The organism is Nocardioides sp. URHA0032 (assembly GCF_000620645.1).
Classification (GTDB): domain Bacteria; phylum Actinomycetota; class Actinomycetes; order Propionibacteriales; family Nocardioidaceae; genus Nocardioides.
On sequence record NZ_JIAV01000001.1, the window covers coordinates 99,616 to 123,886 of the forward strand.

23 protein-coding genes are annotated in these 24,271 nt (G+C 71.5%); 14 read left to right on the plus strand and 9 right to left on the minus strand.

Annotated features, from left to right (window positions below):
• Positions 1-156 precede the first annotated feature (156 nt).
• Together sucC and sucD are read left to right on the plus strand one after the other, a co-directional pair.
• Positions 157-1,323: an ADP-forming succinate--CoA ligase subunit beta gene (sucC, locus tag N538_RS0100470; RefSeq protein ID WP_028635655.1), complete on the plus strand. Its 1,167-nt coding sequence runs from the start codon at positions 157-159 to the stop codon at positions 1,321-1,323.
• A gap of 13 nt (positions 1,324-1,336) precedes the next feature.
• A complete protein-coding gene (gene sucD / locus N538_RS0100475) occupies positions 1,337-2,218 on the plus strand; it encodes a succinate--CoA ligase subunit alpha (protein WP_028635656.1) in 882 nt (293 codons plus the stop codon).
• Positions 2,219-2,271: 53 nt separating this feature from the next.
• On the opposite strand, the gene N538_RS0100480 is transcribed toward sucD, so the two are convergent.
• The 4 genes from N538_RS0100480 to N538_RS27025 all read right to left on the minus strand — a co-directional run bounded on the left by N538_RS0100480 (position 2,272) and on the right by N538_RS27025 (position 6,019).
• Entirely contained in the window at positions 2,272-2,646 is a 375-nt protein-coding gene (locus N538_RS0100480) for a YciI family protein (protein ID WP_036569016.1), read from the minus strand.
• Between the two features lie 181 nt (positions 2,647-2,827).
• Complete coding sequence (locus N538_RS0100485; RefSeq protein ID WP_028635658.1) at positions 2,828-3,589, minus strand: hypothetical protein; 762 nt, start codon at positions 3,587-3,589, stop codon at positions 2,828-2,830.
• Positions 3,582-4,073 (minus strand): RNA polymerase sigma factor, encoded by a 492-nt coding sequence (locus N538_RS0100490; protein WP_028635659.1) that lies wholly within the window; start codon positions 4,071-4,073, stop codon positions 3,582-3,584. Before N538_RS0100490 ends, N538_RS0100485 begins: the two co-directional genes overlap by 8 nt.
• A gap of 101 nt (positions 4,074-4,174) precedes the next feature.
• Positions 4,175-6,019 (minus strand): sigma-70 family RNA polymerase sigma factor, encoded by a 1,845-nt coding sequence (locus N538_RS27025; RefSeq protein ID WP_155991890.1) that lies wholly within the window; start codon positions 6,017-6,019, stop codon positions 4,175-4,177.
• A gap of 111 nt (positions 6,020-6,130) precedes the next feature.
• On the opposite strand from N538_RS27025, the gene N538_RS0100500 reads away from it, so the two are divergent.
• From N538_RS0100500 to N538_RS23160, 5 genes are read left to right on the plus strand one after another with little or no spacing between them, the layout of a single operon-like run.
• Positions 6,131-7,393 (plus strand): cell division protein PerM, encoded by a 1,263-nt coding sequence (locus N538_RS0100500; RefSeq protein ID WP_028635661.1) that lies wholly within the window; start codon positions 6,131-6,133, stop codon positions 7,391-7,393.
• Positions 7,390-8,007, plus strand: a complete 618-nt coding sequence (gene purN / locus N538_RS0100505) for a phosphoribosylglycinamide formyltransferase (RefSeq protein ID WP_028635662.1) — start codon at positions 7,390-7,392, stop codon at positions 8,005-8,007. Before N538_RS0100500 ends, purN begins: the two co-directional genes overlap by 4 nt.
• Positions 8,004-9,566, plus strand: coding sequence for a bifunctional phosphoribosylaminoimidazolecarboxamide formyltransferase/IMP cyclohydrolase (gene purH / locus N538_RS0100510; RefSeq protein WP_028635663.1), 1,563 nt, complete (start codon positions 8,004-8,006; stop codon positions 9,564-9,566). Before purN ends, purH begins: the two co-directional genes overlap by 4 nt.
• 13 nt (positions 9,567-9,579) lie before the next feature.
• Positions 9,580-10,425 carry a bifunctional methylenetetrahydrofolate dehydrogenase/methenyltetrahydrofolate cyclohydrolase gene (locus N538_RS0100515; RefSeq protein ID WP_028635664.1) on the plus strand — a complete coding sequence of 282 codons (846 nt, stop codon included), beginning with the start codon at positions 9,580-9,582 and terminating at the stop codon, positions 10,423-10,425.
• The gene (locus N538_RS23160; RefSeq protein WP_051548518.1) at positions 10,422-10,751 is read left to right on the plus strand and encodes a DUF3017 domain-containing protein; all 330 of its coding nucleotides are present in this window, start codon (positions 10,422-10,424) and stop codon (positions 10,749-10,751) included. Before N538_RS0100515 ends, N538_RS23160 begins: the two co-directional genes overlap by 4 nt.
• A 181-nt stretch (positions 10,752-10,932) precedes the next feature.
• Here N538_RS23160 and N538_RS0100525 read toward each other — a convergent pair whose 3' ends face one another.
• The gene (locus tag N538_RS0100525; RefSeq protein ID WP_028635665.1) at positions 10,933-11,919 is read right to left on the minus strand and encodes a malate dehydrogenase; all 987 of its coding nucleotides are present in this window, start codon (positions 11,917-11,919) and stop codon (positions 10,933-10,935) included.
• 78 nt (positions 11,920-11,997) lie between these two features.
• Here N538_RS0100525 and N538_RS0100535 point away from each other — a divergent pair, with 78 nt between their 5' ends.
• Complete coding sequence (locus tag N538_RS0100535) at positions 11,998-12,630, plus strand: hypothetical protein (protein WP_155991892.1); 633 nt, start codon at positions 11,998-12,000, stop codon at positions 12,628-12,630.
• Positions 12,631-12,642: 12 nt separating this feature from the next.
• On the opposite strand, the gene N538_RS0100540 is transcribed toward N538_RS0100535, so the two are convergent.
• A complete protein-coding gene (locus N538_RS0100540) occupies positions 12,643-13,641 on the minus strand; it encodes an MIP/aquaporin family protein (RefSeq protein ID WP_028635667.1) in 999 nt (332 codons plus the stop codon).
• Between the two features lie 127 nt (positions 13,642-13,768).
• Here N538_RS0100540 and N538_RS0100545 point away from each other — a divergent pair, with 127 nt between their 5' ends.
• The 3 genes from N538_RS0100545 to N538_RS27775 all read left to right on the plus strand — a co-directional run bounded on the left by N538_RS0100545 (position 13,769) and on the right by N538_RS27775 (position 17,762).
• On the plus strand, positions 13,769-15,961 hold the full coding sequence (locus N538_RS0100545; RefSeq protein WP_028635668.1) for an NADP-dependent isocitrate dehydrogenase: 2,193 nt from the start codon (positions 13,769-13,771) through the stop codon (positions 15,959-15,961).
• Positions 15,954-16,472, plus strand: coding sequence for a hypothetical protein (locus N538_RS0100550; RefSeq protein ID WP_028635669.1), 519 nt, complete (start codon positions 15,954-15,956; stop codon positions 16,470-16,472). Before N538_RS0100545 ends, N538_RS0100550 begins: the two co-directional genes overlap by 8 nt.
• 84 nt (positions 16,473-16,556) lie before the next feature.
• Positions 16,557-17,762 carry an MFS transporter gene (locus N538_RS27775; RefSeq protein ID WP_028635670.1) on the plus strand — a complete coding sequence of 402 codons (1,206 nt, stop codon included), beginning with the start codon at positions 16,557-16,559 and terminating at the stop codon, positions 17,760-17,762.
• On the opposite strand, the gene N538_RS23165 is transcribed toward N538_RS27775, so the two are convergent.
• On the minus strand, positions 17,669-18,811 hold the full coding sequence (locus N538_RS23165; RefSeq protein ID WP_051548525.1) for a GNAT family N-acetyltransferase: 1,143 nt from the start codon (positions 18,809-18,811) through the stop codon (positions 17,669-17,671). The two genes, N538_RS27775 and N538_RS23165, sit on opposite strands and share 94 nt — an antisense overlap.
• A gap of 66 nt (positions 18,812-18,877) precedes the next feature.
• Here N538_RS23165 and trpS point away from each other — a divergent pair, with 66 nt between their 5' ends.
• Genes trpS through N538_RS23170 form a run of 3 tightly spaced genes read left to right on the plus strand, consistent with a single transcriptional unit; the run spans position 18,878 to position 21,543 of the window.
• Positions 18,878-19,936, plus strand: a complete 1,059-nt coding sequence (trpS, locus tag N538_RS0100565; RefSeq protein WP_028635671.1) for a tryptophan--tRNA ligase — start codon at positions 18,878-18,880, stop codon at positions 19,934-19,936.
• A 9-nt stretch (positions 19,937-19,945) separates the two neighbouring features.
• The gene (locus tag N538_RS0100570) at positions 19,946-20,470 is read left to right on the plus strand and encodes a 2'-5' RNA ligase family protein (protein WP_028635672.1); all 525 of its coding nucleotides are present in this window, start codon (positions 19,946-19,948) and stop codon (positions 20,468-20,470) included.
• Positions 20,470-21,543 carry a YihY/virulence factor BrkB family protein gene (locus N538_RS23170; RefSeq protein ID WP_051548527.1) on the plus strand — a complete coding sequence of 358 codons (1,074 nt, stop codon included), beginning with the start codon at positions 20,470-20,472 and terminating at the stop codon, positions 21,541-21,543. Before N538_RS0100570 ends, N538_RS23170 begins: the two co-directional genes overlap by 1 nt.
• Here N538_RS23170 and N538_RS0100580 read toward each other — a convergent pair.
• Together N538_RS0100580 and N538_RS0100585 are read right to left on the minus strand one after the other, a co-directional pair.
• The gene (locus N538_RS0100580; RefSeq protein WP_028635673.1) at positions 21,503-22,246 is read right to left on the minus strand and encodes a succinate dehydrogenase/fumarate reductase iron-sulfur subunit; all 744 of its coding nucleotides are present in this window, start codon (positions 22,244-22,246) and stop codon (positions 21,503-21,505) included. The two genes, N538_RS23170 and N538_RS0100580, sit on opposite strands and share 41 nt — an antisense overlap.
• Positions 22,243-24,261 carry a fumarate reductase/succinate dehydrogenase flavoprotein subunit gene (locus N538_RS0100585; RefSeq protein ID WP_028635674.1) on the minus strand — a complete coding sequence of 673 codons (2,019 nt, stop codon included), beginning with the start codon at positions 24,259-24,261 and terminating at the stop codon, positions 22,243-22,245. The genes N538_RS0100580 and N538_RS0100585 overlap by 4 nt, the downstream gene beginning before the upstream one ends.
• Between the last annotated feature and the right edge of the window lie 10 nt (positions 24,262-24,271).

Sequence of the window (24,271 nt, forward strand, 5' to 3'; positions counted from 1 at the left end):
CCTCACCGAGGGGTGCCCCACGTCACGTCGGCCCGCCCTCGTCGTACGCCCGAGGCCGGGACTAAGGTGCGAAGGACACCCCTGAGCACGTCGCGGGCGCCCTGTGGAATGCCATGGGCAGCGCCCGCCCGCTCCGACTAGAGACTTGGTGGATCAGTGGATCTGATGGAGTACCAGGCGAAGGAGCTCTTCGCCAAGCACGGTGTGGTGACGACGCTCGGCGTCGTCGTCGAGACCGCCGAGGCCGCGAAGGCGGCCGCCGAGGAGATCGGCGGTGTGACCGTCGTCAAGGCGCAGGTCAAGGCCGGCGGCCGCGGCAAGGCGGGCGGCGTGAAGCTCGCCAAGACCGCCGACGAGGCGTTCGAGCACGCGTCGAACATCCTGGGCATGGAGATCAAGGGCCTCCGGGTCAACCGGGTCCTGGTCACGCCGGCGACCCCGCCGGAGGAGGAGTACTACTTCTCCTTCCTGCTCGACCGCGCGAACCGCCGGTACCTGTGCATCGCCTCCGTCGAGGGCGGCGTCGAGATCGAGGAGGTCGCCAAGACCAACCCGGACGCCGTGAAGCAGATCCCGATCGACCCCGGCGCCGGCGTCGACGAGGCGAAGGCCCGGGCGATCGCCACCGAGGCGAAGTTCCCCGAGCCCGTCTTCGAGCAGGCCGTGGCGATGATCCAGTCGCTGTACCGGGTCTTCGTCGAGGAGGACGCCACGCTGGTCGAGGTCAACCCGCTCGCGCGGCTGGCCGACGACAAGCTCGAGGCGCTGGACGGCAAGGTGTCGCTGGACGACAACGCCTCCGAGGTCCGGCACCCGGACCACGAGCAGTTCGAGATCCGCGAGGAGGCCGACCCGCTCGAGGCGAAGGCCAAGGACAAGGGCCTCAACTACGTCAAGCTCGACGGCCAGGTCGGCATCATCGGCAACGGCGCCGGGCTGGTCATGTCCACGCTCGACGTCGTCGCGTACGCCGGTGAGAAGCACGGCGGCGTGAAGCCGGCGAACTTCCTCGACATCGGCGGCGGCGCGAACGCACAGGTGATGGCCGACGGCCTCGACGTGATCCTGCACGACCCGCAGGTCAAGAGCGTGTTCGTGAACGTCTTCGGCGGCATCACGGCGTGCGACGAGGTCGCGAACGGCATCAAGGGCGCGCTGGAGATCCTCGGTGACGAGGAGAACAAGCCCCTCGTCGTACGCCTCGACGGCAATAACGTGGCGGAGGGACGCCGGATCCTCCAGGAGCTGGACCACCCGCTGGTGACCCTGGTCGACACGATGGACGGTGCGGCCGACAAGGCCGCCGAGCTCGCGAACGCGTAAGGACGAGAAGCAGATGTCTATCTACCTCAACAAGGACTCCAAGATCATCGTCCAGGGCATGACGGGCGGGATGGGCTCCAAGCACACCACCCTGATGCTCGACGCCGGCTCGAACATCGTCGGCGGCGTGAACGCGCGCAAGGCGGGCACCTCCGTCGAGCTCGGCGGCCAGGAGCTGCCGGTGTTCGGCACCGTCAAGGAGGCGATGGCCGAGACCGGCGCCGACGTGTCGGTGGTCTTCGTGCCGCCGGCGTTCACCAAGGACGCCTGCATCGAGGCCATCGACGCCGGCATCGGCCTGCTGGTGGTCATCACCGAGGGGGTGCCCGTCCAGGACACCGCCGAGGTGTGGTCCTACCTGCAGGGCAAGCAGACCCGGATGATCGGCCCGAACTGCCCCGGCATCATCACGCCCGGCGAGTCGCTGGCCGGGATCACCCCGCACACGATCGCGGGCACGGGCCCGGTCGGCCTGGTCTCGAAGTCCGGCACGCTGACCTACCAGATGATGTTCGAGCTGCGGGACCACGGCTTCTCGACCGCCATCGGCATCGGCGGCGACCCGGTCATCGGCACCACCCACATCGACGCGCTCGAGGCGTTCGAGGCGGACCCCGACACCAAGGCGATCGTGATGATCGGCGAGATCGGCGGCGACGCCGAGGAGCGTGCGGCGGCGTACATCAAGGACCACGTCACCAAGCCGGTCGTCGGCTACGTCGCCGGCTTCACCGCGCCCGAGGGCAAGACGATGGGCCACGCCGGCGCCATCGTGTCCGGCTCGTCCGGCACCGCCCAGGCGAAGAAGGAGGCCCTCGAGGCCGTCGGCGTCAAGGTCGGCAAGACGCCGTCCGAGACCGCCGAGCTGATGCGGGAGATCCTCAAGAGCCTCTGAGCTCGACACGCGAACGGCCCCGGACGGTCTCGTCCGGGGCCGTTCGCCGTCCGTCACTCGCCGGGGGCGTCCGGGCCTTCGGAGACCTGGCGCAGGGTCGCGACCATGCTGACCTCGGGCCAGTGCTTCGCGTGCAGCGCCGCGAACTCCTCCTGGTCGGCCACGGCCTCCTCCAGGGAGTCGTACTGCATCAGCGCCCAGCCGCCGACGACCTCCTTGGCCTCGGCGTACGGCCCGTCGACGCGGCTGACCTCGCCCTGACGGACCACGAAGTTCACGGCGTCCTCGGTGCCGAACAGGCCGCCCCCGTCGAGGAACACGCCCGAGGCGGCGCGTTCGCCGATGTGGGCGTCCATCGCGTCGAACAGCGCCTGCGGGGGCGTCCCGACGCCCTCTTCCATCCGCACGAATCCCATGAAACGCGGCATCTCGATCACTCCTCGTGGTTGCTGGTTCTGCTTCTCGCACGTACGTCGAACGGTCGCCGGGTTCTTCGACACCGATCTCCGGAATCTCATGCCGCCGCGGTCTGCCGCTACCGGGACATCGAGGCCGATCCTAGGACGGGCCGGGGTCTCGTTCGCCCCCAACCGCAGCCCGCGCGTGTCATCAGCAATCGCCGGGACCGAACTCGCACATCGCGGCGACGACGTCGGTCGAGCGCTCCTCGAGAAGGTCAGCGGTCTGCTGGACCACCTGCGGGTCGCCACCGCCCATGGCGTAGGTCGTGTCGACGAGGAGTGCGTTGCCGACGCGGACGACCTGGTGGACGAACATGTCGCCGGCGTCGGACATGTGGTCGGCGTACACGATCGACCCGTCGCCGATCTCCGACGGCACCACCTCTGCCGAGCGGTTCTTGCCGGTGGTCTGCGCCGCACACCCCTCGACGTTCGCGTCGAGGGCCTGGAGGGCGGCGTCGGCGTCGCGCTCGCTCGGGTAGAGCGCCAGCGTCCGGTCGGCCCCGCCCTCGATCTCCCCGGTGTAGATGGCCTGGCGGATGTCGGTCGTGGTCCCGTCCGGGTTCCACGCCTCGCTCTCGCAGACGTCGACGGCCTGCTGCTCGTAGTCGTCCCGGGTCTTCGTGGAGGCCGGCATGCCCTCGGTGAGCGGGAAGCTCGCCGGGATCTCGTGCACCCACCTGACCGAGGGTGACGGGGACGGCGCGACCGGCGGCTCCGAGGACGTGCGGTCGTTCGCCATCACCGCGAACGGCGTGGCGATGGCCGCGATGACGGCGAGGCCGCCGACGGCGGCGATGGCGTTGTTGCGCCGGCGGATCCGGTCGCCGCGACGGCGCACCTCTCCGGGAGGCAGCGGGGTGGTGTGGGGCATGGTGAAGCCTTCGAGCTCATCGATGGGGTCAGGCATGACTCGCTCCTTCGGTTCCGAGCAGTGCGGCGAGCGCGGTGCGGCCGCGGCTGAGCCGGGCCTTGACGGTTCCTTCGGGGACGCCCATCTCGCGGGCGACCTCCTGCACGGGCAGGTCGGCGATGTGGTGCAGCACCAGCGTCTGCCGCTGCGCCTCGGGGAGCCGCTTGAGCGCGGCGACCAGCGCCACGTGCGCCTCGCTGGGAGCGGCGGTCTCGGTGGGCAGCCCGACCGCCCGATCCACCGGGCGGCGGCTGCGGACGGTACGCCGCCAGCGGCTGACGGCCAGCCGGTACGCCGTGGTGCGCACCCAGGCCTCGGGGTGCTCCGCCCGGTCCAGCTTCCTGCGGTGTGCCCAGGCCCTGGCGAACGCCTCCTGGACGCACTCCTGCGCCTCGTCGCGGTTGCCGATCATGGCGTACACCTGTGCCGTGACCCGCTGGAACGACGCGGAGTAGAAGTCGTCGAACTCGCGTTCGTCCATCGACCCGTCCCGTCTCGTGTGCGACTCAGCGGGGCGCTGAGTCGGGAGGGATACGCCTCACCCGCGCACACGGTTGCACGGCAACCGGGGGAATTTCCGGACTAACCCTTCGGCGGCGGCATCGCGTCGAGCCGCGCCAGCGCGCGATCCACGATGGCGACGAACGCGCCGGGGGCGAAGCCGACCTTGGGGGCGGGGACGAAGCCGACCTGGGCGATCGAGGTGCCGTCCCGGGCGACGCCCATCAGGTACTCGACGGTCTGGTGGTCGCTGATCTCGGTGCTCACGTGCCAGACGGAGACGTCGCGACCCTTCTCCTCGACCTTCCTGACCGGGGTGACCTCGGTGCCCATCTGCTTGTCCGAGCACTTCGCGAGGTCGGCGCGGATGGCGTCGACGAACGCCGCAGCCTTCTTGGCCGGCAGCGATCCGACGGTCTCGGTGAGCCCGAACTGGTCGGGGAGGTCTGCGCCCGGCACCAGGAACGTGCGGGTGACGTTGTTGGACGTCCCGCTGAAGTCTGTCTGGTCGCACCCGGTGGAGGCGGCGTTCGACCTCGCCTGCCGCGGCTCGGTGCCGACCCACGGGCGGTCGACACCGGTCACCGGCGGCAGGTCGACCTCGGCGAGCATCGCCGGCACCGGCGCTGCGGGCACGGGCGCGGCGTCGTGGACGACCGGGTCGAAGGCACAGGAGCCGGCGTCCTGGAGGTTGCAGAGGCCCGACACCGCGTCCGCCAGCAGCCGGGCGGAGTGCTGGAGCGACGGCTGCTCGCCGACCGGCGTCCGGGTGAGGGTGGTCGTGGTGAGCTCGCCGGTGCGGGCGACGCCCGCGACCAGGCTCGACCCGGCCCCGTCCCAGGTTCGGAGCACGAGCAGCATCGCGTCGTCGCCGACCCCGCCGACGGTGTGCGTGCCGACCAGCTGGGCCCGGTCGTCGTGGCAGCCGGCGAACCAGCCGAGCGCGGTGGCGTACCCGCGGTTCGCCGCCTTCTCGGACGCCGAGGCCTGGACGGTCTGCACGGCGGTCGGGGCGGGCGCCGCCTTCGGCGCCTTCATCGGGTCGAAGGTCCGGACCAGGGCGGCCGTGCCGCGCGGGTCGGCGTACCGCTGGCCCTGGCACGGCATCACGATGCCGCTGCCGGCGCTGTTGTCGTCGGTCCTCGTCAGTGTCCAGGTCCTGCCCGGCGTCGCCTTGGAGACCTGCTCGGGGACGAGGAGCGCCTCCTCCGGCAGGTCCGCCGGCTCCGGCGTCGGCTGGGCCGCCTTGCTGTGCGGCTGGCCGGCCTCGACCCGCTCTCCGGTCAGCGTCGGCCGGACGCCGGCGGCGTCGCTCACGAGGGTTCCGGTGACGACCAGGGCCGCCACCGTGGCCACGGTGCCGATCACGGTGTGCGTACGACGACGGGTGGCGCCCGCGCGGCGGATGATCGTGGCGCGCGGCCAGCGGCCGGCGCCGACCACGTGGGCGCGGACCGGCTCGAACACCGACCGCAGCCCGGTCGTGGGGACGTCACGGGCGAGGGCGAACTGCGAGGCCGCCGTCTGCAGCGCGCGCTCCGCGTCGGTGCGGGGGAGGCCCGCCTCGCGTGCGATCTCGGCCATCGAGGCGGTGGACAGCTCGGTGAGCAGCAGCACCCGACGCTGGGCCAGGGGGAGCTTCCCGAGCGCGTCCAGGGTGGCCTTCACCTCGGGGTCGAGGCCCTTCTCGCGGTGCCAGAGCTTGGCGGTGTGCCGGCGCTGTGCGTGGGCGCACGCCCGCACCCGGGTCCACGCCTCGGGGTCCTCGAGCTTCGAGACCTTGCGCCAGTGGTGCCACGCGACGACGAAGGCGTCCCGCACGGCGGCGCGCGAGGACGGGAGGTCGCCGGTCAGGCAGTACGTCAGCACGAGCAGGCGGTCGCGGACGTCCTGGTAGAACTGGTCGAACTCGTCGGGGTCCTTCATGGCGCCGTCCACGGTAACCGAGCGTCGACGCTCCGCCCGAAATGACGGTCGGGGGCCGAAACGGCGTGGGAGCCCCGATCGCCGCCTGGCGGCGGTGAAGATGACAGGGTCATGACTTCGCTGCTCCCGGGATCCGCCTCCGCCGTCGCGGAGGACCGGTACGACGCGCGCCACCGCCGTCCGCTCGTGCCCGTCGCCGTGCTCGGCGGCGGCGCGGCGGCGCTGGCGACGCTCCTGGTCTGCCTGGCGCTCGGGGTCGTGGGCTGGTTCCTGGCCGATGCCGGCGCACACGGGACTCCGCGCGACGGGCTCCGCGTGGGGGCGCTCGGCTGGCTGCTGGCCCACGGCTCCGGCATCCGCGTGAACGGCGTCGCGGTGACCGTGGTCCCCCTCGGGCTCACCGCGCTGGCGGCCTGGTCGGTCTGGCGCCTCGGCCACCGGGTCGGGGACTCGGTCTCCGGGCACGGCCCCGACGCCCAGCGGATCGCGGACGGCGAGCGCGACTGGACCGTCCCCGCCGCGACGCTGGCGTTCACCGCCGGGTACGTCGCCGTGGCGTTGGTCACGCTCCGGCTGGCCGCCACGCCCGAGACCGCGCCGTCCCTGTCACGGGTCCTGCTGTGGTCGCTGCTGCTCTGCCTCACCTTCGGGCTCGCCGCCATCGCGGTCGGCTCCGGACGCGCCGCCATCTGGGCCGCCCTGCTCCCGCCGTCGGCGCGGGCGGCGGGGGCCACCTGCCTGCGGGTGCTCGGCGGCTACCTCGCGGTCGCTGCGATCGCGTTCGTCGCGGCCCTGGTCGTCGACTTCGGTACGGCCGTGAACGTGATGTCCAGGCTCCACACCGACGCCGGCGACGCGACCGTCTACACCGCGTTGAGCGCGACGGTCCTGCCGAACTCCGCGCTGTTCTCCGCGAGCTACCTGCTCGGGCCGGGCTTCGCTGTCGGCGCCGGCACGCTGGTCTCGCCGACGCTGGTGCAGGTCGGCGCGCTGCCGATGTTCCCGCTGCTGGCCGCGCTGCCCGACAACGGGCCCACGCCGGCCTGGACGGCGTACCTCATCGGGCTCGCTCCGCTCGTGGCCGCACTCGCAGCGGCCCGGTCGCAGCGGCGCAACCCGACGCTGCGCTGGGACGAGGGCGCGCTGCGCGGTTGTGCGGGCGGTGTCCTGGCCGGACTGCTGCTCGGCCTCCTGGCGGCGGTGTCCGGGGGTGCTGTCGGCCCGGGCCGGATGCGCGTGGTGGGACCGGAGGCCTTCGACGTGCTGGTGCACGCGATCACGGCGTTCGGGATCGGCGGCCTGGCCGGTGGCATGCTCATGACGTGGTGGCAGCGACGCGCCGCCAGGAGGGCATCTCTAGACTCCCTCGCGTGACCCCCCTCCCCGCCCGTCTCGTCGTGTTGGTGTCGGGCTCGGGGACCAACCTCCAGGCGCTGCTCGACGCGTGCGAGGACGCGTCGTACGGCGCCCGCGTGGTCGCCGTCGGGGCGGACCGGGACGGCATCGAGGGCCTGGCCCGGGCGGAGCGGGCCGGCGTCCCGACGTTCGTCAAGCAGGTCGGGCAGTTCACCAGCCGTGAGCACTGGGACCGGGCGCTCGCCGACACGGTCGCCGGCTTCGAGCCCGACCTCGTGGTGCTCGCCGGATTCATGAGGCTCGTGGGGCAGGAGTTCCTCACCCGGTTCGACGGCCGGGTCGTCAACACCCACCCGGCGCTGTCGCCGTCGTTTCCCGGCATGCGCGGCCCCGCCGACGCGCTCGCCTACGGGGTCAAGGTGACCGGCTGCACCCTCTTCGTCGTCGACGCCGGGGTCGACACCGGCCCGATCGTCGCGCAGCAGGCGGTCGCCGTCGAGGACGACGACACCGTCGAGACGCTGCACGAGCGGATCAAGGTCGCCGAGCGCGGGATGCTCGTCGACGCGGTGGGCCGGATGGCCCGCGACGGATTCACCATCAACCACAGGAAGGTCCGGTTCGGACGATGACCACTCTCGACCAGGTCCCGATCAAGCGCGCGCTCGTCTCCGTCTACGACAAGTCCGGGCTCGAGGAGCTGGTCCGGGGGCTGCACGAGGCGGGGGTCGCGCTGGTCTCGACCGGGGGCTCGGCGGCGCTGATCGAGGGCCTCGGCGTCCCCGTCACGAAGGTCGAGGACCTGACCGGCTTCCCCGAGTGCCTCGACGGCCGGGTGAAGACCCTGCACCCGAAGGTCCACGCCGGAATCCTCGCCGACCGCCGCCTCGACTCCCACGTGGAGCAGCTCGCCGACCTGGGCGTCGAGCCGTTCGACCTCGTGGTCTCGAACCTCTACCCGTTCGTCCAGACCGTGAACTCCGGTGCCACCCCCGACGAGTGCGTCGAGCAGATCGACATCGGCGGTCCCTCGATGGTCCGCGCGGCCGCCAAGAACCACCCCTCGGTCGCGATCGTCACCTCCCCGGCGCGGTACGCCGAGGTCCTGGAGGCGGTCGGCGCCGGTGGCTTCACCCTGGCGCAGCGGCAGCGGCTGGCCGCGGAGGCGTTCACGCACACCGCGTCGTACGACGTGGCCGTGGCGTCGTGGATGGGCAACGTCCTCACCGACACCGGCGACGGCACCGGCTTCCCGGCGTGGACCGGTGCCACCTGGGAGAGGGCCGCGGTGCTGCGGTACGGCGAGAACCCGCACCAGCCGGCCGCGCTCTACCGGCACTGGCGCGGCGGGCTGGCCGCCGCCGAGCAGCTGCACGGCAAGGAGATGTCCTACAACAACTTCGTCGACACCGACGCCGCGCGCCGGGCCGCGAACGACTTCGCCGAGCCCGCCGTCGCGATCATCAAGCACGCCAACCCGTGCGGCATCGCCATCGGCGCGGACGTCGCCGAGGCGCACCGGCGGGCGCACGCGTGCGACCCGGTGTCGGCGTTCGGCGGCGTGATCGCCGTGAACCGCCCGGTGTCGGTGGCGATGGCACAGCAGGTGGCCGAGGTCTTCACCGAGGTGATCGTCGCCCCGGCGTACGACGAGGGCGCGGTCGAGGTCCTCCAGGGCAAGAAGAACATCCGGATCCTGGTCTGCCCGGTCGACGAGCACCCGGATCCCGTGGAGTTCCGGGGGATCAGCGGAGGGGTGCTGATGCAGCGCGTCGACCACGTCGACGCCGAGGGCGACGACCCGTCCACCTGGACGCTGGCGAGCGGCGAAGCCGCCTCGCCCGAGCTGCTCGCCGACCTCGCGTTCGCGTGGAGGGCCTGCCGCTATGTGAAGTCGAACGCGATCCTGCTCGCGAAGGACGGCGCCTCGGTCGGCGTCGGCATGGGCCAGGTGAACCGCGTCGACTCGTGCCGGCTCGCCGTCGAGCGGGCGGGGCAGCGGGCCGCGGGCTCGGTCGCCGCGTCGGACGCGTTCTTCCCCTTCGAGGACGGCCCGCAGGTGCTCATCGAAGGTGGCGTGGCCGCGATCGTGCAGCCCGGCGGCTCCGTGCGCGACGAGCTGACCATCGAGGCCTGCAAGGCCGCCGGCGTCACGATGTACTTCACCGGCACCCGGCACTTCGCGCACTGAGAGGATCGGCATCGTGACTGCACAGAAGCTGGACGGCACCGCCACGCTGAAGGCGATCAAGGCGGACCTGACCGAGCGGGTGGCGAAGCTGCGCGAGCAGGGCGTCGTGCCCGGGCTGGGCACCGTGCTGGTCGGCGACGACCCGGGGTCGCAGTGGTACGTCGCCGCCAAGCACCGCGACTGCGCCGAGATCGGCATCGCCTCGATCCGCGTCGACCTGCCGGCGACGGCCACCCAGGCCGAGGTGGAGTCGGAGATCGACCGGCTGAACGCCGACCCCGCCTGCACCGGCTTCATCGTGCAGCAGCCGACCGGGCTCGACGAGTTCCGGCTGCTGTCCCGCGTCGACCCCGACAAGGACGTCGACGGCCTGCACCCGACCAACCTCGGCAAGCTGGTGCTCGGCGAGTCCGGCCCGTTGCCCTGCACGCCGATCGGCTGCATCGAGCTGCTGCGCCGGTACGGGGTCGAGCTGAACGGCGCGGAGGTGGTGGTGATCGGCCGCGGCATCACCGTCGGCCGGCCGATGGGCCTGCTGCTCACCCGGCGCAGCGAGAACTCCACCGTCACGCTCTGCCACACCGGCACCCGCGACCTCGCCGCGCACACCCGCGCCGCCGACGTCATCGTCGCCGCCGCGGGAGTGCCGGGCATCGTCCGGGGCGACATGGTCAAGCCGGGCGCCGCCGTACTGGACGTGGGCGTGTCCCGCGTGGACGGCAAGATCGCCGGCGACGTGGCCGCGGACGTCTGGGACGTCGCGGCCTGGGTGTCGCCGAACCCCGGCGGCGTCGGTCCGATGACCCGGGCGATGCTGCTCTCGAACATCGTCTCCGCGGCCGAGCAGTCCGTGGCGTGACCGAGGAGGAGCCGGAGCCGATCCCGGACGGACCGGTCGAGGAGGAGGGGCGTCGCTACCCGTCGACGATCGGGGGCGCGTTCTACCTCGTCGTGCTCGCCGTCGTGGCCATCTCGATCGGGATCGTCACCACCGGCGACTGGCGTCTCGGCGTGCGCTGGTTCGGCGGCGCGCTGATCTTCGCCGCCCTGGTGCGTGCGGTGCTGCCGGCCAAGGACGCCGGCATGCTCGCCGTCCGCCGGAGATGGTGGGACTGCCTGCTGCTGGCCGGGACCGGCGTGGCGCTGATCCTGCTCGCCGGCTCGATCCCCGACCAGCCCCTGTAGGGCGACGTATCAGCCGTTCGTCGGTCGAGTAGCCGCCGCGAGGTACGAGCGGCGGTGTATCGAGACCTCTCGGCCGCTGTGGTCTCGATACGCCGGTCGCGAGCTCGTTCCTCGCTCGCGCTGCTACTCGACCTGGCTGCTGGCCTTCGTCGCCCGAGCAAGCTCGGGCGACGAAGGCAGCTCAGATCAGGCCGAGCTCGGTGACGGCCTCGCGCTCCTCGGCGAGCTCCGCGGTCGAGGCGTCGATGCGAGCGCGGGAGAAGTCGTCGATCTCGAGACCCTGGACGATCGCCCAGCTGCCGTCCCTGGTGGTGACCGGGAACGACGAGATCAGGCCCTCGGGCACGCCGTAGGACCCGTCGGACGCGACCGCCATCGACACCCAGTCGCCCTCGGGGCTGCCGAGCAGCCAGTCGCGGGCGGCGTCGACGGTCGCCGACGCGGCGGAGGCGGCCGAGGAGGAGCCGCGCGCCTCGATGATGGCGGCGCCGCGCTTGGCGACGGTCGGGATGAAGGTGTTCTCGATCCAGTCCTGGTCGCCCACGACCTCGGCGGCGTTCTTGCCGCCGACCTCGGCGTGGAAGATGTCGGGGTACTGGGTGGCCGAGTGGTTGCCCCAGATCGTCATCCTCTTGATGTCGGTGACGGCGGCGCCGGTCTTCGCGGCGAGCTGCGAGATCGCGCGGTTGTGGTCGAGGCGGGTCAGCGCCGAGAACCGCTCGCGAGGGATGTCGGGGGCGTTGGTCATCGCGATCAGGGCGTTGGTGTTCGCCGGGTTGCCGGTCACGCCGACCCGGACGTCGTCGGCGGCGACGGCGTTGAGGGCCTTGCCCTGAGCGGTGAAGATCGCGCCGTTCGCCGAGAGGAGGTCGCCGCGCTCCATCCCGGCGGTGCGCGGTCGGGCGCCGACCAGGAGAGCGAGGTTCACGCCGTCGAAGATCTTCTCGGCGTCGTCGCCGATCTCGACGCCGGCGAGGTTCGGGAACGCGCAGTCGTCGAGCTCCATCACGACACCCTCGAGCGCCTTGAGCGCCGGGGTGATCTCGAGCAGCCGCAGCTCGATCGGGCGGTCACCCAGCAGCGACCCGCTCGCGAGGCGGAACAGCAGGCTGTAGCCGATCTGGCCGGCGGCGCCGGTGACGGCGACCTTCAACGGGGTTGAGCTCACGACGACTCCTCGATCACGGTCCGGTCCTGTCGGCTCCCGACGCTAGCAGCGGTTACGTACCCTGCGATGCTGGGGTCCATGACGGCGCGAGCGGTGGTGCTGCTCACCCTGCTCGCGTTCCTCGCCGGGTGCGGCACGGCGTCCGTCCCGAGCCCGCCCGCCGGCGTCGACGAGCTGGTCATCCCCACTCCGCGCCCGGATCCGGCCGACTTCGTGGGCACGGTCGACAACCCGTGGTTCACGCTCACGCCCGGCAGCCGGGAGGTGTACGACGTGGCGGACGCGGCCGGCGACCACCCGATGGTCGTCACCGTGGAGAAGGGGCCGGCCGTCGCCGGCGTACCGACCACGGCGCGGGTGCAGACCGAGTCCGGGAAGCGGACCGTCGACTGGTACGCCCAGGACGACCGCGGCAACGTCTGGTGGTTCGGCCGAAAGGGGGAGTGGGCGGCCGGCACCGACGGCGCCGAGGCCGGGCTCGCGATGGCCGCGACGCCGCGGGTCGGCGACGGCTACCGCACGGCGTACGCCGAGGGCGTGGTCGAGGACCACGCCACCGTCGAGTCGGTGGCCGACGACCTGGTCACCGTCGTCGTCCGGTCGGCGCTCCGCCCGGGCACGAGCGCCGAGCAGACCTACCTCCGCGGCACCGGGCTGGAGTCCGAGCGGGTGGTCGCCGGCGCCTACCGCGTCGTGAGGCTGCGGCAGTAACGCCTCGGTCGGCTACTGGGGCGGCCGGATCTGGGTCTGGTCGCCCGGGTCCTCGGCGCCCGCGCGCTGCTCGGCCGCGGCCTGCTGCGCCCGCCACTGCTCGGGCGTCTGCCCGACCGGGTGCCACTGCTGGCCGGCCGGGTCCCACTGCCATCCGTCCTGGATGATCGGCTGCTGCGCGGTGTAGCCGGTGGTGGTCTCCTGGTTCCACTGCTGCTGGTACTGGTCGGGTCCGACGACGACGGCCTGCGCCCGCGCCCGCGCCAAGGTGAGGCCGGAGCCCGGCACCACGTCACCGCCGCGACCGAACAGCGCCGGGTAGCCGAAGCCGGCGGCGGCAGCGCCGACCAGCGGCGCCAGGATGAAGAGCCACAGCTGGATGATGTGGTCGCCGCCGGCGAACAGCGCCGGGCCGATCGACCGAGCCGGGTTCACCGACGTACCGGTCGCCGGGATCATCACGAAGTGGATGGCGGCCAGGGTGAAGCCGATCGTCAGCGGCGCCAGCGCGGGGTGCTCGAAACGCTCGTCGGTGACCGCGAGGATCACGACGACGAACACGGCGGTCATCAGCGCCTCCATGAGGAACGCCGCCCACCACGCGTAGTCCGACCCGCCCTGGTCGCCGAAGAAGTTCTGTCCCATGTTGTTCCGGGCGCTGTACCCGTCGAAGCCGTGCATGAGGACGAAGAGCGCCGCCGCGCCGAGGATCGCCCCGAGCACCTGCGCGAGCGCGTAGAAGCCGGCGTCCCGCCACGAGATCCGGCCGCCGATCGCCGCACCCACCGAGACGGCGGGGTTGAAGTGCCCACCCGAGACCCGCCCGAAGGCGTAGGCCATGACCATCACCGCGATGCCGAACGTGAGGCCCACCGTGGTGATGGTGGAAGGCGCCCTCGTGTTGCTCGCGTAGACGACGCTGCCGCAGCCGAAGAAGACGAGGACGAACGTCCCGATCACCTCGGCGGTCAGCTTCTGCTGGACGCCCGGAAGGGCGGTCGACTCTGCCATGGCCCGACTCTAGTCACGTTTCGGGTCACGTTGCCCGGTCGCGAGTCGGATGCGAGTCTGGAACGTCGGACCTCATCAGGTATCTTGACGTCAAGGTAATTCCCCCAAGCCCCAGGAGTCGCGGAGCATGGCCACGATCATCTACACCCACACCGACGAGGCGCCGCTGCTCGCGACGTACTCGTTCCTGCCGATCGTCCAGGCGTACGCCGCGCAGGCCGGTGTGGACGTGGAGACCCGCGACATCTCGCTGGCGGGTCGGATCCTGGCGCAGTTCGGGCTGGCCGACGACGCGCTCGGCGAGCTCGGCGCGCTGGCCCGGACGCCCGAGGCGAACATCATCAAGCTGCCGAACATCTCGGCGTCCGTGCCGCAGCTGAAGGCTGCCGTCAAGGAGCTCCAGAGCCAGGGCTTCGACGTCCCGGACTACCCGGAGAGCCCCTCGACCGACGAGGAGCGCGAGATCCGGGCGACGTACGACAAGGTCAAGGGCTCGGCCGTGAACCCGGTCCTGCGCCAGGGCAACTCCGACCGCCGCGCGCCCGCCTCGGTGAAGAGCTACGCGAAGGCACACCCGCACCGGATGGGTGCCTGGACGTCGGACTCGAGGACCAACGTCGCCACCATGGGCCAGCACGACTTCTTCTCGAACGAGAAGTCGGTGGTCATCGGGGCGGACGACACCCTGACCATCAAGCACCTCGCCGCCGACGGCACCGAGACCGTCCTCAAGGACGGGATCAAGGTCCTCGCGGGCGAGGTCGTCGACGGCACGTTCATGGACGTCGCCGCGCTCCGCCGCTTCCTCACCGAGCAGATCGCCCGCGCCAAGGCCGAGGACGTGCTGTTCTCCGTGCACCTCAAGGCCACGATGATGAAGGTCTCGGACCCGATCATCTTCGGCCACGTCGTGCAGGCGTTCTTCCCGACGCTGTTCGAGCAGTACGGCGAGCAGCTGGCCGCCGCCGGCATCTCCCCGAACGACGGCCTGGGCGGACTGCTCGGCGCCGCCGCCGCGCTGCCGGAGGGCGAGGCGATCAAGGCCGCGGTCGACACCGGCCTGGCCGAGGGCCCGCGGATGGCGATGGTCGACTCGGACAAGGGCATCACCAACCTGCACGTGCCGTCCGACGTGATCATCGACGCCTCGATGCCGGCGATGATCCGCACCAGCGGACACATGTGGGGCCCCGACGGCAACGAGGAGGACACCCTCGCGGTGATCCCGGACTCCTCCTACGCGGGCGTCTACCAGACCGTCATCGACGACTGCCGCGCCCACGGCGCCTTCGACCCGGCCACCATGGGCTCGGTGTCGAACGTCGGCCTGATGGCCCAGGCGGCCGAGGAGTACGGCTCCCACGACAAGACCTTCGAGGTCCCGGCGGCCGGCAAGGTCCAGGTCGTCGACGCAGCCGGCGAGGTGCTCATCGAGCACGACGTCCAGCCCGGCGACATCTGGCGCGCCTGCCAGACCAAGGACGCCCCGATCCGCGACTGGGTCAAGCTCGCGGTCACCCGCGCCCGCGCCTCCGGCACCCCGGCGGTGTTCTGGCTCGACGAGAACCGCGCCCACGACGCGCAGCTGATCGCGAAGGTGAAGGAGTACCTCCCCGAGCACGACACCGACGGGCTGACCATCGAGATCATGGCCCCGGCCGAGGCGACGGCGTACTCGCTGGAGCGGATCCGCCGCGGCGAGGACACCATCTCGGTCACCGGCAACGTGCTGCGCGACTACAACACCGACCTGTTCCCGATCCTCGAGCTCGGCACCTCGGCGAAGATGCTCTCCGTCGTCCCGCTGATGAACGGCGGCGGCCTGTTCGAGACCGGCGCCGGCGGCTCGGCCCCGAAGCACGTGCAGCAGCTGGTCAAGGAGAACTACCTGCGCTGGGACAGTCTCGGCGAGTTCTTCGCGCTGGTGCCGGCGTTCGAGCTGTACGCCGAGCAGGCGGGCAGGCCGGGCGCGAAGGTGCTGGCCGACACCCTCGACCGGGCGACCGGGACGCTCCTCAACGAGGACAAGTCGCCGACCCGACGCGTGGGCGGCATCGACAACCGCGGCTCGCACTTCTACCTGGCCCTCTACTGGGCGCAGGAGCTCGCGAACCAGTCCGACGACGCCGAGCTCGCCGCCGTGTTCAAGCCGCTCGCGGACACGCTCGCGGCAGCGGAGGACACCATCGTCGCCGAGCTGAACGGGGTGCAGGGCTCGCCGGTCGACATCGGTGGGTACTTCCGGCCCGACGACGAGAAGGCGTCGGCCGTGATGCGCCCGTCGAAGACCCTGAACGAGGCGATCGCGTCCCTTGGCTGACCACGAGCCCCGGGAGCAGCCGGCGTACGACCGCTGGTCCCGCCCGCAGGCACTGAGCAACCGGGGGTACGTCCTCGCGGTGGCGGTGCCCGTCCTCCTCGCAGCGGCCGCGTTCGGCGTCGTGTCGCTGGTCTCCGCCGGCGACGACGTGCGCTCCGGCGTCTCGGTGCACCTCCCGGTCTCGGGCTACGCGCCGGCCGGCGGTGCCGGCAGCGCGGTGATCGAAGGGGTGCTCTCGATCGACGCGGACCACTGCGCCTACCTGGCGCCGGTCCCCGGCTCCGACGGCCCCGCGAAGGTCTGGCCGGTCTGGCCGGCCGGCTACCACGCCACGCTCGACCACAACCGGCTGTCGTTGTACGACGACCACGACAAGTCGGTCGCCGTCGACGGTGACCACGTCCGGATGACCGGCGGCTCCGCCCCGGTCGGCAACTTCGCCTCCGAGCCGTGCCTCCCCGACACCGGCGACGTCCCCGTCGTGCAGTCCGACGTCGAGCTCGTGCAGTAGCTGCTTGTTCTCGTGGAATAGGTACGCAGCGGGTCCGGGTTGGAGACTGGGACGCCCGCGACCCGGAAAGAGCTGCCGCCACCCATGACGACGACCACGCCGAGTCCCACGACGGCGAGCACCCGCAGCCCCGCGGCGCACTTCACCCTCGCGGTGCTGGCGCTCGCGCTGGGCGGGTTCGCCATCGGGACGACGGAGTTCGTCACGATGGGGCTGCTGCCGCAGATCGCGGATGGCGTGGACATCACGATCCCGCAGGGCGGGCACCTGATCTCGGCGTACGCGCTCGGCGTGGTGATCGGCGCGCCCGTGATCGCGGTCTTCGGCGCCAAGCTGCCGCGGCGGGCGCTGCTCGTGGGCCTGATGGCGGCGTACGGCGCCTTCAACGTGCTGAGCGCGATGGCGTCGAGCTACCACGTGCTGTTCCTGGCCCGGTTCCTCGACGGGCTGCCGCACGGTGCCTACTTCGGCGTCGCCTCGCTGGTCGCGGCAAGCCTGGCCCCGCCTGGACGCGCGGGCCGCGCGGTGGCGAGCGTGATGCTCGGCCTGTCGGTGGCGAACGTCGTCGGCGTCCCCGCCGCGACCTGGCTGGGCCAGCAGGCCGGGTGGCGGGCGGCGTACCTCTCAACGGCCGTGCTCGCGGTCGCGACCATGGCGATGATCCTGGCGTTCGTGCCGAGCATCGCGGGCAACCCGCACGCGACCGGCCGCAGGGAGATGGCGTTCTTCCGCAACGGCCAGGCGATGCTGACCCTGCTCGCCGGCGCGGTCGGCTTCGGTGGGCTGTTCGCGGTGTACTCCTACATCGCCCCCACCGTGACCGAGGTGAGCGGGCTGCCGGAGTCCGCCGTGCCGGTGTTCACGGCGGCCTTCGGCATCGGGATGGTCGCGGGCACCTGGGTGGCCGGCCGGCTGGCTGAGTGGTCGGTGTTCCGCACCCTGATCCTGTCCGGGATCGCGTCGTTCTTCGTCATGCTCCTGGTCTGGGCGGTCGCGCCGTTCGGCTGGGCGCTGCTGCCGGCGGTCTTCCTCGTGACCGCGACCGGCTCGGTGCTGGTCGTGAACCTCCAGCTCCGGCTGATGGGCGTCTCCGGGGAGGCGCAGACGCTCGGCGCCGCCATGAACCACGCGTCGCTGAACATCGCCAACGCGCTGGGCGCGTGGCTCGGCGGCCTCGTCATCGCCGCGGGCTACGGCTACCGGTCGCCCGCGTTGGTCGGTGCGGCGCTGTCGGTCCTCGGCATCGGGGTGCTGTTCTGGTCCGCCCACTCGGCTGCCAAGAGGTCGTAGCCGACCAGGTCGACGGGAGTGCCGTCGCCGGTGTGCGCCGCCTGTCGTTGTACGCCGGTCCGTTGCATGCCGAGCTTCTCCAGCACCTTGAGCGACGCCGCGTTGCCTGCCGAGGCGTAGCCCGCGAGCCGGGACAGACCGAGCTCCTCGAAGGCGTGCCGTACGGCGAGCGCGGCGGCGCGCGTCGTGAGCCCGCGACCGCGCGCCTCCGGATGGGTCCAGTAGCCGATCTCGGGCTCGTCGCCGAACCGGTAGAGCCCGACCGCGCCGAGCAGCCGGTCGTCGTCCGTGGCGCTGAACGCCCACGTGATCGTGTGCTGGGTCGCGAGCCGCTCCTGCACCTGCTCGAGGTAGCGCCGGCCCTCGGCCTCGCCGGGGTCGCGCGGCATGAACGCCAGCCAGTACTGCGTGTCCGCATCACCGATGCCCTCGACCACGCGGGTCGCGTCCGCGTCGGTGAACGGGCGGAGCCGGACCCCGTCACCCTCGACGACCGGGTTGTCCAGCCAGGTGGTGCGCGGCTCCCGCGGGTCCTCGCGCAGGAGGGTGCCGACCCAGGAGGTGCGCAGCTCGCCACGCTGGGGCTGCCAGTCCCGTACCGTGCCCTCGAAGGTGAACCCGAGCCTCCAGGCCACCCGGCGCGACGCCCAGTTGCCGACGTGGGCCCACCAGATGACGGTGCGGACGTCCATCTCCTCGAAGCCCCACGCCAGCAGCAGCCGCAGCCAGCGCTCGACGTACCCCTTCCCGCGGGCGGCCGGGTGCGCGCCGTAGCCCAGCTCGGCCCGGCCCTCGCCGAGGTTCCGCAGCGAGACCGTGCCGGCGTACCGGCCCTCAGCCTCCAGGGCGAAGCCCCACTCGGTGTTCTCGGCCCAGCCGCGCGGCATCAGCTCGGTCACGAAGAACTCGGCGTCCGTGCGCTCGTACGGCACGGGGACGGTCGTCCAGCGCTGGGACTCGGCGTCCAGGGACTGCTCCATCGCGGCCACGACGTCCTCGGCCCGGTGGGCGCGCAGCGTGACGACTCCGTCGGTCAGCGTGGGGATCATGGCGCGACCCTAGACGGGTCACCCCGGATGCCCGAGCGACTTCCCGCATGGGTCAGAATGACGCCCATGTCCACCACGACCGCGCCCGAGGTCGCGACGTCCGCGGAGGGGACCGGGACCGCTCGTCCGCGGGTGCTCTCCGGCATCCAGCCGACCGCGGACTCGTTCCACTTCGGCAACTACCTGGGCGCGCTGCGGCAGTGGGTGGACCTCCAGCAGGACTACCAGCCGTTCTTCTTCATCGCCGACCTGCACGCGATCACGGTGGAGCAGGACCCCAAGGTCCTCCGCGAGCGCACGCTGCGCGCGGCCGCGCAGCTGATCGCGATGGGGATCGACCCGGACCGGTCGGCGATCTTCGTGCAGTCGCAGGTGCCCGAGCACGCCCAGCTCGGCTGGGTCCTCCAGTGCCTGACCGGCTTCGGCGAGGCGCGCCGGATGACCCAGTTCAAGGACAAGGCGGCCAAGGGTGGCGAGGGGGCCGCCAGCGTCGGGCTGTTCACCTACCCGATCCTCCAGGCGGCGGACATCCTGCTCTACCGCCCGCACTTCGTCCCCGTCGGCGAGGACCAGCGCCAGCACCTCGAGCTCACCCGCGACCTCGCGCAGCGGTTCAACAGCCGCTACAAGAAGACCTTCCGCCTCCCGGAGCCCTACATCCTCAAGTCCACGGCGAAGATCACCGACCTCCAGGACCCCAGCGCGAAGATGTCGAAGTCGGCGTCCTCGCCGTCCGGCATCATCGAGATGCTCGACGACCCGAAGGCGTCGGCCAAGAAGATCCGGTCGGCGGTCACCGACTCCGGGTCCGACATCCGGTTCGACACGGCCGAGAAGCCCGGCGTCAGCAACCTGCTCACGATCTACTCGGCCCTCTCCGGCCGCAGCATCGCCGACCTCGAGGAGTCGTACGGCGGCCGCGGGTACGGCGACCTCAAGAAGGACCTGGCCGAGGTGGTGGTGGACTTCGTGACGCCCTTCCGGGAGCGCACCCTGGAGCTGCTCGACGACCAGACCTACCTGACCGAGGTGCTCCGCCGCGGCACGGAGCAGGCTGGTGCGGTGGCCAGGGCGACTCTCGGTGACGTCTACCAGAGGGTCGGCTTCGTGGCGGCGAGTCAGTAGGGTCGACGAGTGCCGACCATCGGTGTAGCAGTCGCGATCCCGGAGCCCTGGGCGACAGAGCTCCAGGACTACCGGACCGCGGTCGGGGACACCACTGCTGCCATGATCCCCACCCACATCACGCTCGTCCCGCCGACCGAGATCGACGACGTCCACCTCGCCGAGGTCGAGAAGCACCTCGAGGAGACGGCCGCCGAGTTCGGGGGCTTCCGCGTGCACCTGCGAGGCACCGGGACGTTCCGGCCCGTCTCGCCGGTGGTGTTCGTGACCCTGGTGGAGGGCATCTCGCGCTGCGAGCAGCTGGCCAAGTCGCTGCGCCGGGGTCCGCTGGACGTGGAGCTGCAGTATCCGTACCACCCCCACGTGACCGTCGCCCACCACCTCGGCGAGGAGCAGCTGGACCGGGCCTTCGCGGATCTCGCCGACTTCGAGTGCGAGTTCGACGTCTCGGCGTTCCACCTCTACGTCCACGACGCCGAGACCGGCTGGAGACCCACGCGGAACTTCCCGCTCCAGGCGGCCACGGCGCGCTGATGGCAGCCCTGGTCGAGCGGGTCCGGGCGCGCATCGACGACGTACGCCGACGGCGTCCACTCCTCGACCACCTGGTGCGGATGCAGGAGCACTACGGGAAGGTCAAGGCCAGTCAGCAGGCGGGCGCGGTCACCTACTTCGGGTTCCTCTCCTTCTTCCCGATCGTGGCCCTGTCGTTCTTCGTGGTCGGCTGGATCTCGCGGGTCTACTCCGGCGCACGCGCCGACCTCAGGGACGCGCTCAACGGCGTCATGCCCGGGCTGATCGGCAGCGAGCAGGGCCAGGCGACCCTCGGCCAGATCGAGAAGGCCGCGAGCACCCTCGGGATCATCGGTGCGGTGCTGCTGCTGTACTCCGGCCTCGGCTGGCTGTCGGCGATGCGCGCCGCACTGGTGACGGTGTTCGAGACGCCCGCGAAGGAGCAGCCCGGCTTCGTGAGCGCCAAGCTGCGGGACCTCCTCGCGCTGGTCCTGATCGGCACGGTGCTGTTCCTGTCGGTCGTCGTGGCCGGCCTGGTCGGCGGCTTCTCGAGCGCGCTGCTGGACCGGATGGGCGTCTCCGTCGACCTCGGCCGGCTGCTCACGCTCCTCACGGTCGTGCTCGGCTTCGCCGCCAGCCTGCTGCTGTTCTTCCTCCTGTTCCGGCTCCTCGGCGAGCCGCAGGCGCCGCGCAGCGCGCTCGCCCAGGGCGCCGTGCTCGGCGCGCTGGCCTTCGAGGTGCTCAAGCAGCTCTCGAACCTGCTGCTGCGGGTCACCCAGGGCAGCCCGGCCTTCCAGGCCTTCGGCATCGCGCTGATCGTCCTGGTCTGGATCAACTACTTCTCACGCGTGGTGCTCTACGCGGCTGCGTTCGCCCAGACCGCGCCGGCGACCCGTGCGCTGCACGGGCCGGAGCCGGCCGCGCCCGTCCAGGGTCCGCCGTCGCCGGCGGTCGCGGCCGTGCCGGCGGGGGAGGCACCGGCCTGGGTGACGCCGTACGTCGCCGGCGCGGTGAGCACCCTCGGCCTGGTCGCCCTGGTGCGGAGGCTCCGGCCTAGTGACCGTGGCGCAGCGCGGCGTGCAGGTCCCAGTTGAGCCGGGAGATCACGTCGAGCGGGATCTCCTTGGGGCAGGCCGCGGTGCACTCGCCGATGTTCGTGCAGCCGCCGAAGCCCTCGGCGTCGTGCTGGGCGACCATGCCGACCACCCGCGAGTCGCGCTCGGGCTGACCCTGCGGCAGCTCGCCGAGGTGGGTGATCTTGGCGCCCATGAAGAGCGAGGCCGAGCCGTTGGGGCAGGCCGCCACGCAGGCGCCGCAGCCGATGCAGGTGGCCACGTTGAAGGCGCGGATCGCGTCGTCGCGGGGGACTGGGACCGAGTGCGCCTCGGGCGCGGAGCCGGTGTTGACCGAGATGTAGCCGCCGGCCTGGATGATCCGGTCGAAGGCGCCGCGGTCGACCACGAGGTCCTTGACCACCGGGAACGCGTCCGCCCGCCAGGGCTCGACGACGATCTCGTCGCCGTCCTTGAACGACCGCATGTGCAGCTGGCAGGTCGTGGTGACCTCCGGGCCGTGGGCCTGGCCGTTGATCATCAGCCCGCAGGCGCCGCAGATGCCCTCGCGGCAGTCGGAGTCGAACGCGACCGGGTCCTCGCCCTTCGCGATCAGGTCCTCGTTGAGCACGTCGAGCATCTCGAGGAACGACATGTCGTCGGAGACGCCGTCGATCTCGTAGGTGTGCATCGCGCCCTGGGTCTCGGCGTTCGGCTGACGCCAGATCTTGAGGGTGAGTCTCACTTGTAGCTCCGCTGCTTCATCTCGATGGCCGTGTAGACGAGGTCTTCCTTGTGCAGGACCGGGAGCTCCTCGTCGCCCGCGAACTCCCAGGCGGCGACGTAGGCGAACTGGTCGTCGTGGCGCAGTGCCTCGCCGTCCTCGGTCTGCGACTCGCTCCGGAAGTGACCGCCGCAGGACTCGCGGCGGTTCAGCGCGTCGATGCACATCAGCTCACCGAGCTCGAAGAAGTCCGCCACCCGTCCGGCCTTCTCCAGGGACTGGTTGAGCGACTCGGCGGTGCCGAGGACCTTCACGTTCCGCCAGAAGTCGTCCTTGAGGCTGCGGATCAGGTCGATCGCCTTCTTCAGGCCGTCCTCGCTCCGCTCCATGCCGCAGTACTCCCACATGATGTTGCCGAGCTCGCGGTGGTAGGAGTCGACGCTGCGGGTGCCGTTGGTGGACAGGAAGTGCCGGACCCGGTCCTCGACGGACTTCCGAGCCTCGACGACCGCGGGGTGGTCCTCGTCGATCTTCTCGAACGGCCCGTCCGCGAGGTAGTCGCGGATCGTGTGCGGGAGCACGAAGTAGCCGTCCGCGAGGCCCTGCATGAGCGCGGAGGCCCCGAGGCGGTTGGCGCCGTGGTCGGAGAAGTTCGCCTCACCGGTCACGAACAGGCCCGGGATCGTCGACTGCAGGTCGTAGTCGACCCACAGGCCGCCCATCACGTAGTGCACGGCGGGGTAGATCCGCATCGGCGTCTCGTACGGGTTCTCGCCGGTGATCCGGGCGTACATGTCGAAGAGGTTGTCGTACTTCTCCTCGATCCCCTCACGGCCCAGCCGCTCGATCGCGGAGCTGAAGTCGAGGTACACGCCACGGCGTACGCCGTCGACGGCCGGGCCCACGCCGCGGCCCTCGTCGCACACGTTCTTGGCGGCGCGGGAGGCGATGTCGCGGGGGACCAGGTTGCCGAACGACGGGTAGATCCGCTCGAGGTAGTAGTCGCGGGCCTCCTCCGGGATCTCCCGCGGGTCCTTCTCGCAGTCCGCCTTGTTCTTCGGAACCCAGATCCGGCCGTCGTTGCGCAGCGACTCCGACATCAGCGTCAGCTTCGACTGGTGGGTGCCGGTCACCGGGATGCAGGTCGGGTGGATCTGCGTGTAGCAGGGGTTCGCCATGTAGGCGCCCTTGCGATGCGCGCGCCACGACGCGGTGACGTTGGAGCCCATCGCGTTGGTGGACAGGAAGAAGACGTTGCCGTAGCCGCCGGTCGCGAGGACCACGACGTCGGCCAGGTGGGTCTCGATCTCGCCGGTGACCAGGTCGCGGGCGATGATGCCGCGCGCCTTGCCGTCGACCACGATCAGCTCGAGCATCTCGTGGCGGGTGAACTGCTCGACGGTGCCGGCCGCGACCTGGCGCTCCATGGCCTGGTAGGCCCCGATCAGCAGCTGCTGGCCGGTCTGGCCGCGGGCGTAGAAGGTGCGGGACACCTGGACGCCGCCGAAGGAGCGGTTGTCGAGGAGGCCGCCGTACTCACGGGCGAAGGGCACGCCCTGCGCGACGCACTGGTCGATGATGTTCGTGCTGACCTCGGCCAGCCGGTAGACGTTGGACTCGCGGGAGCGGTAGTCGCCGCCCTTGACCGTGTCGTAGAAGAGCCGGTGGACGGAGTCGCCGTCCTCCTTGTAGTTCTTCGCCGCGTTGATCCCGCCCTGCGCGGCGATGGAGTGGGCACGCCGCGGCGAGTCCTGGTAGCAGAACGACTTGACGTTGTAGCCGGCCTCGCCGAGCGTGGCGGCCGCCGAGCCGCCGGCCAGGCCGGTGCCGACGATGATGATGTCGAGCTTGCGACGGTTGGCCGGGTTGACCAGTCGCGCCTCGAACTTGCGGGTCTGCCAGCGCTGGTCGATCGGGCCGTCGGGCGCCTTGGTGTCGAGCAGCGGGCTGCCCGGCGTGTAGTAGCCCGCGGCGTCGTCGCCGTGCTGGCCCGGCGCGTCGTGGGAGGGGTCCCCGGTGAGGGTGGTGTCAGGCATGTCGGTCATG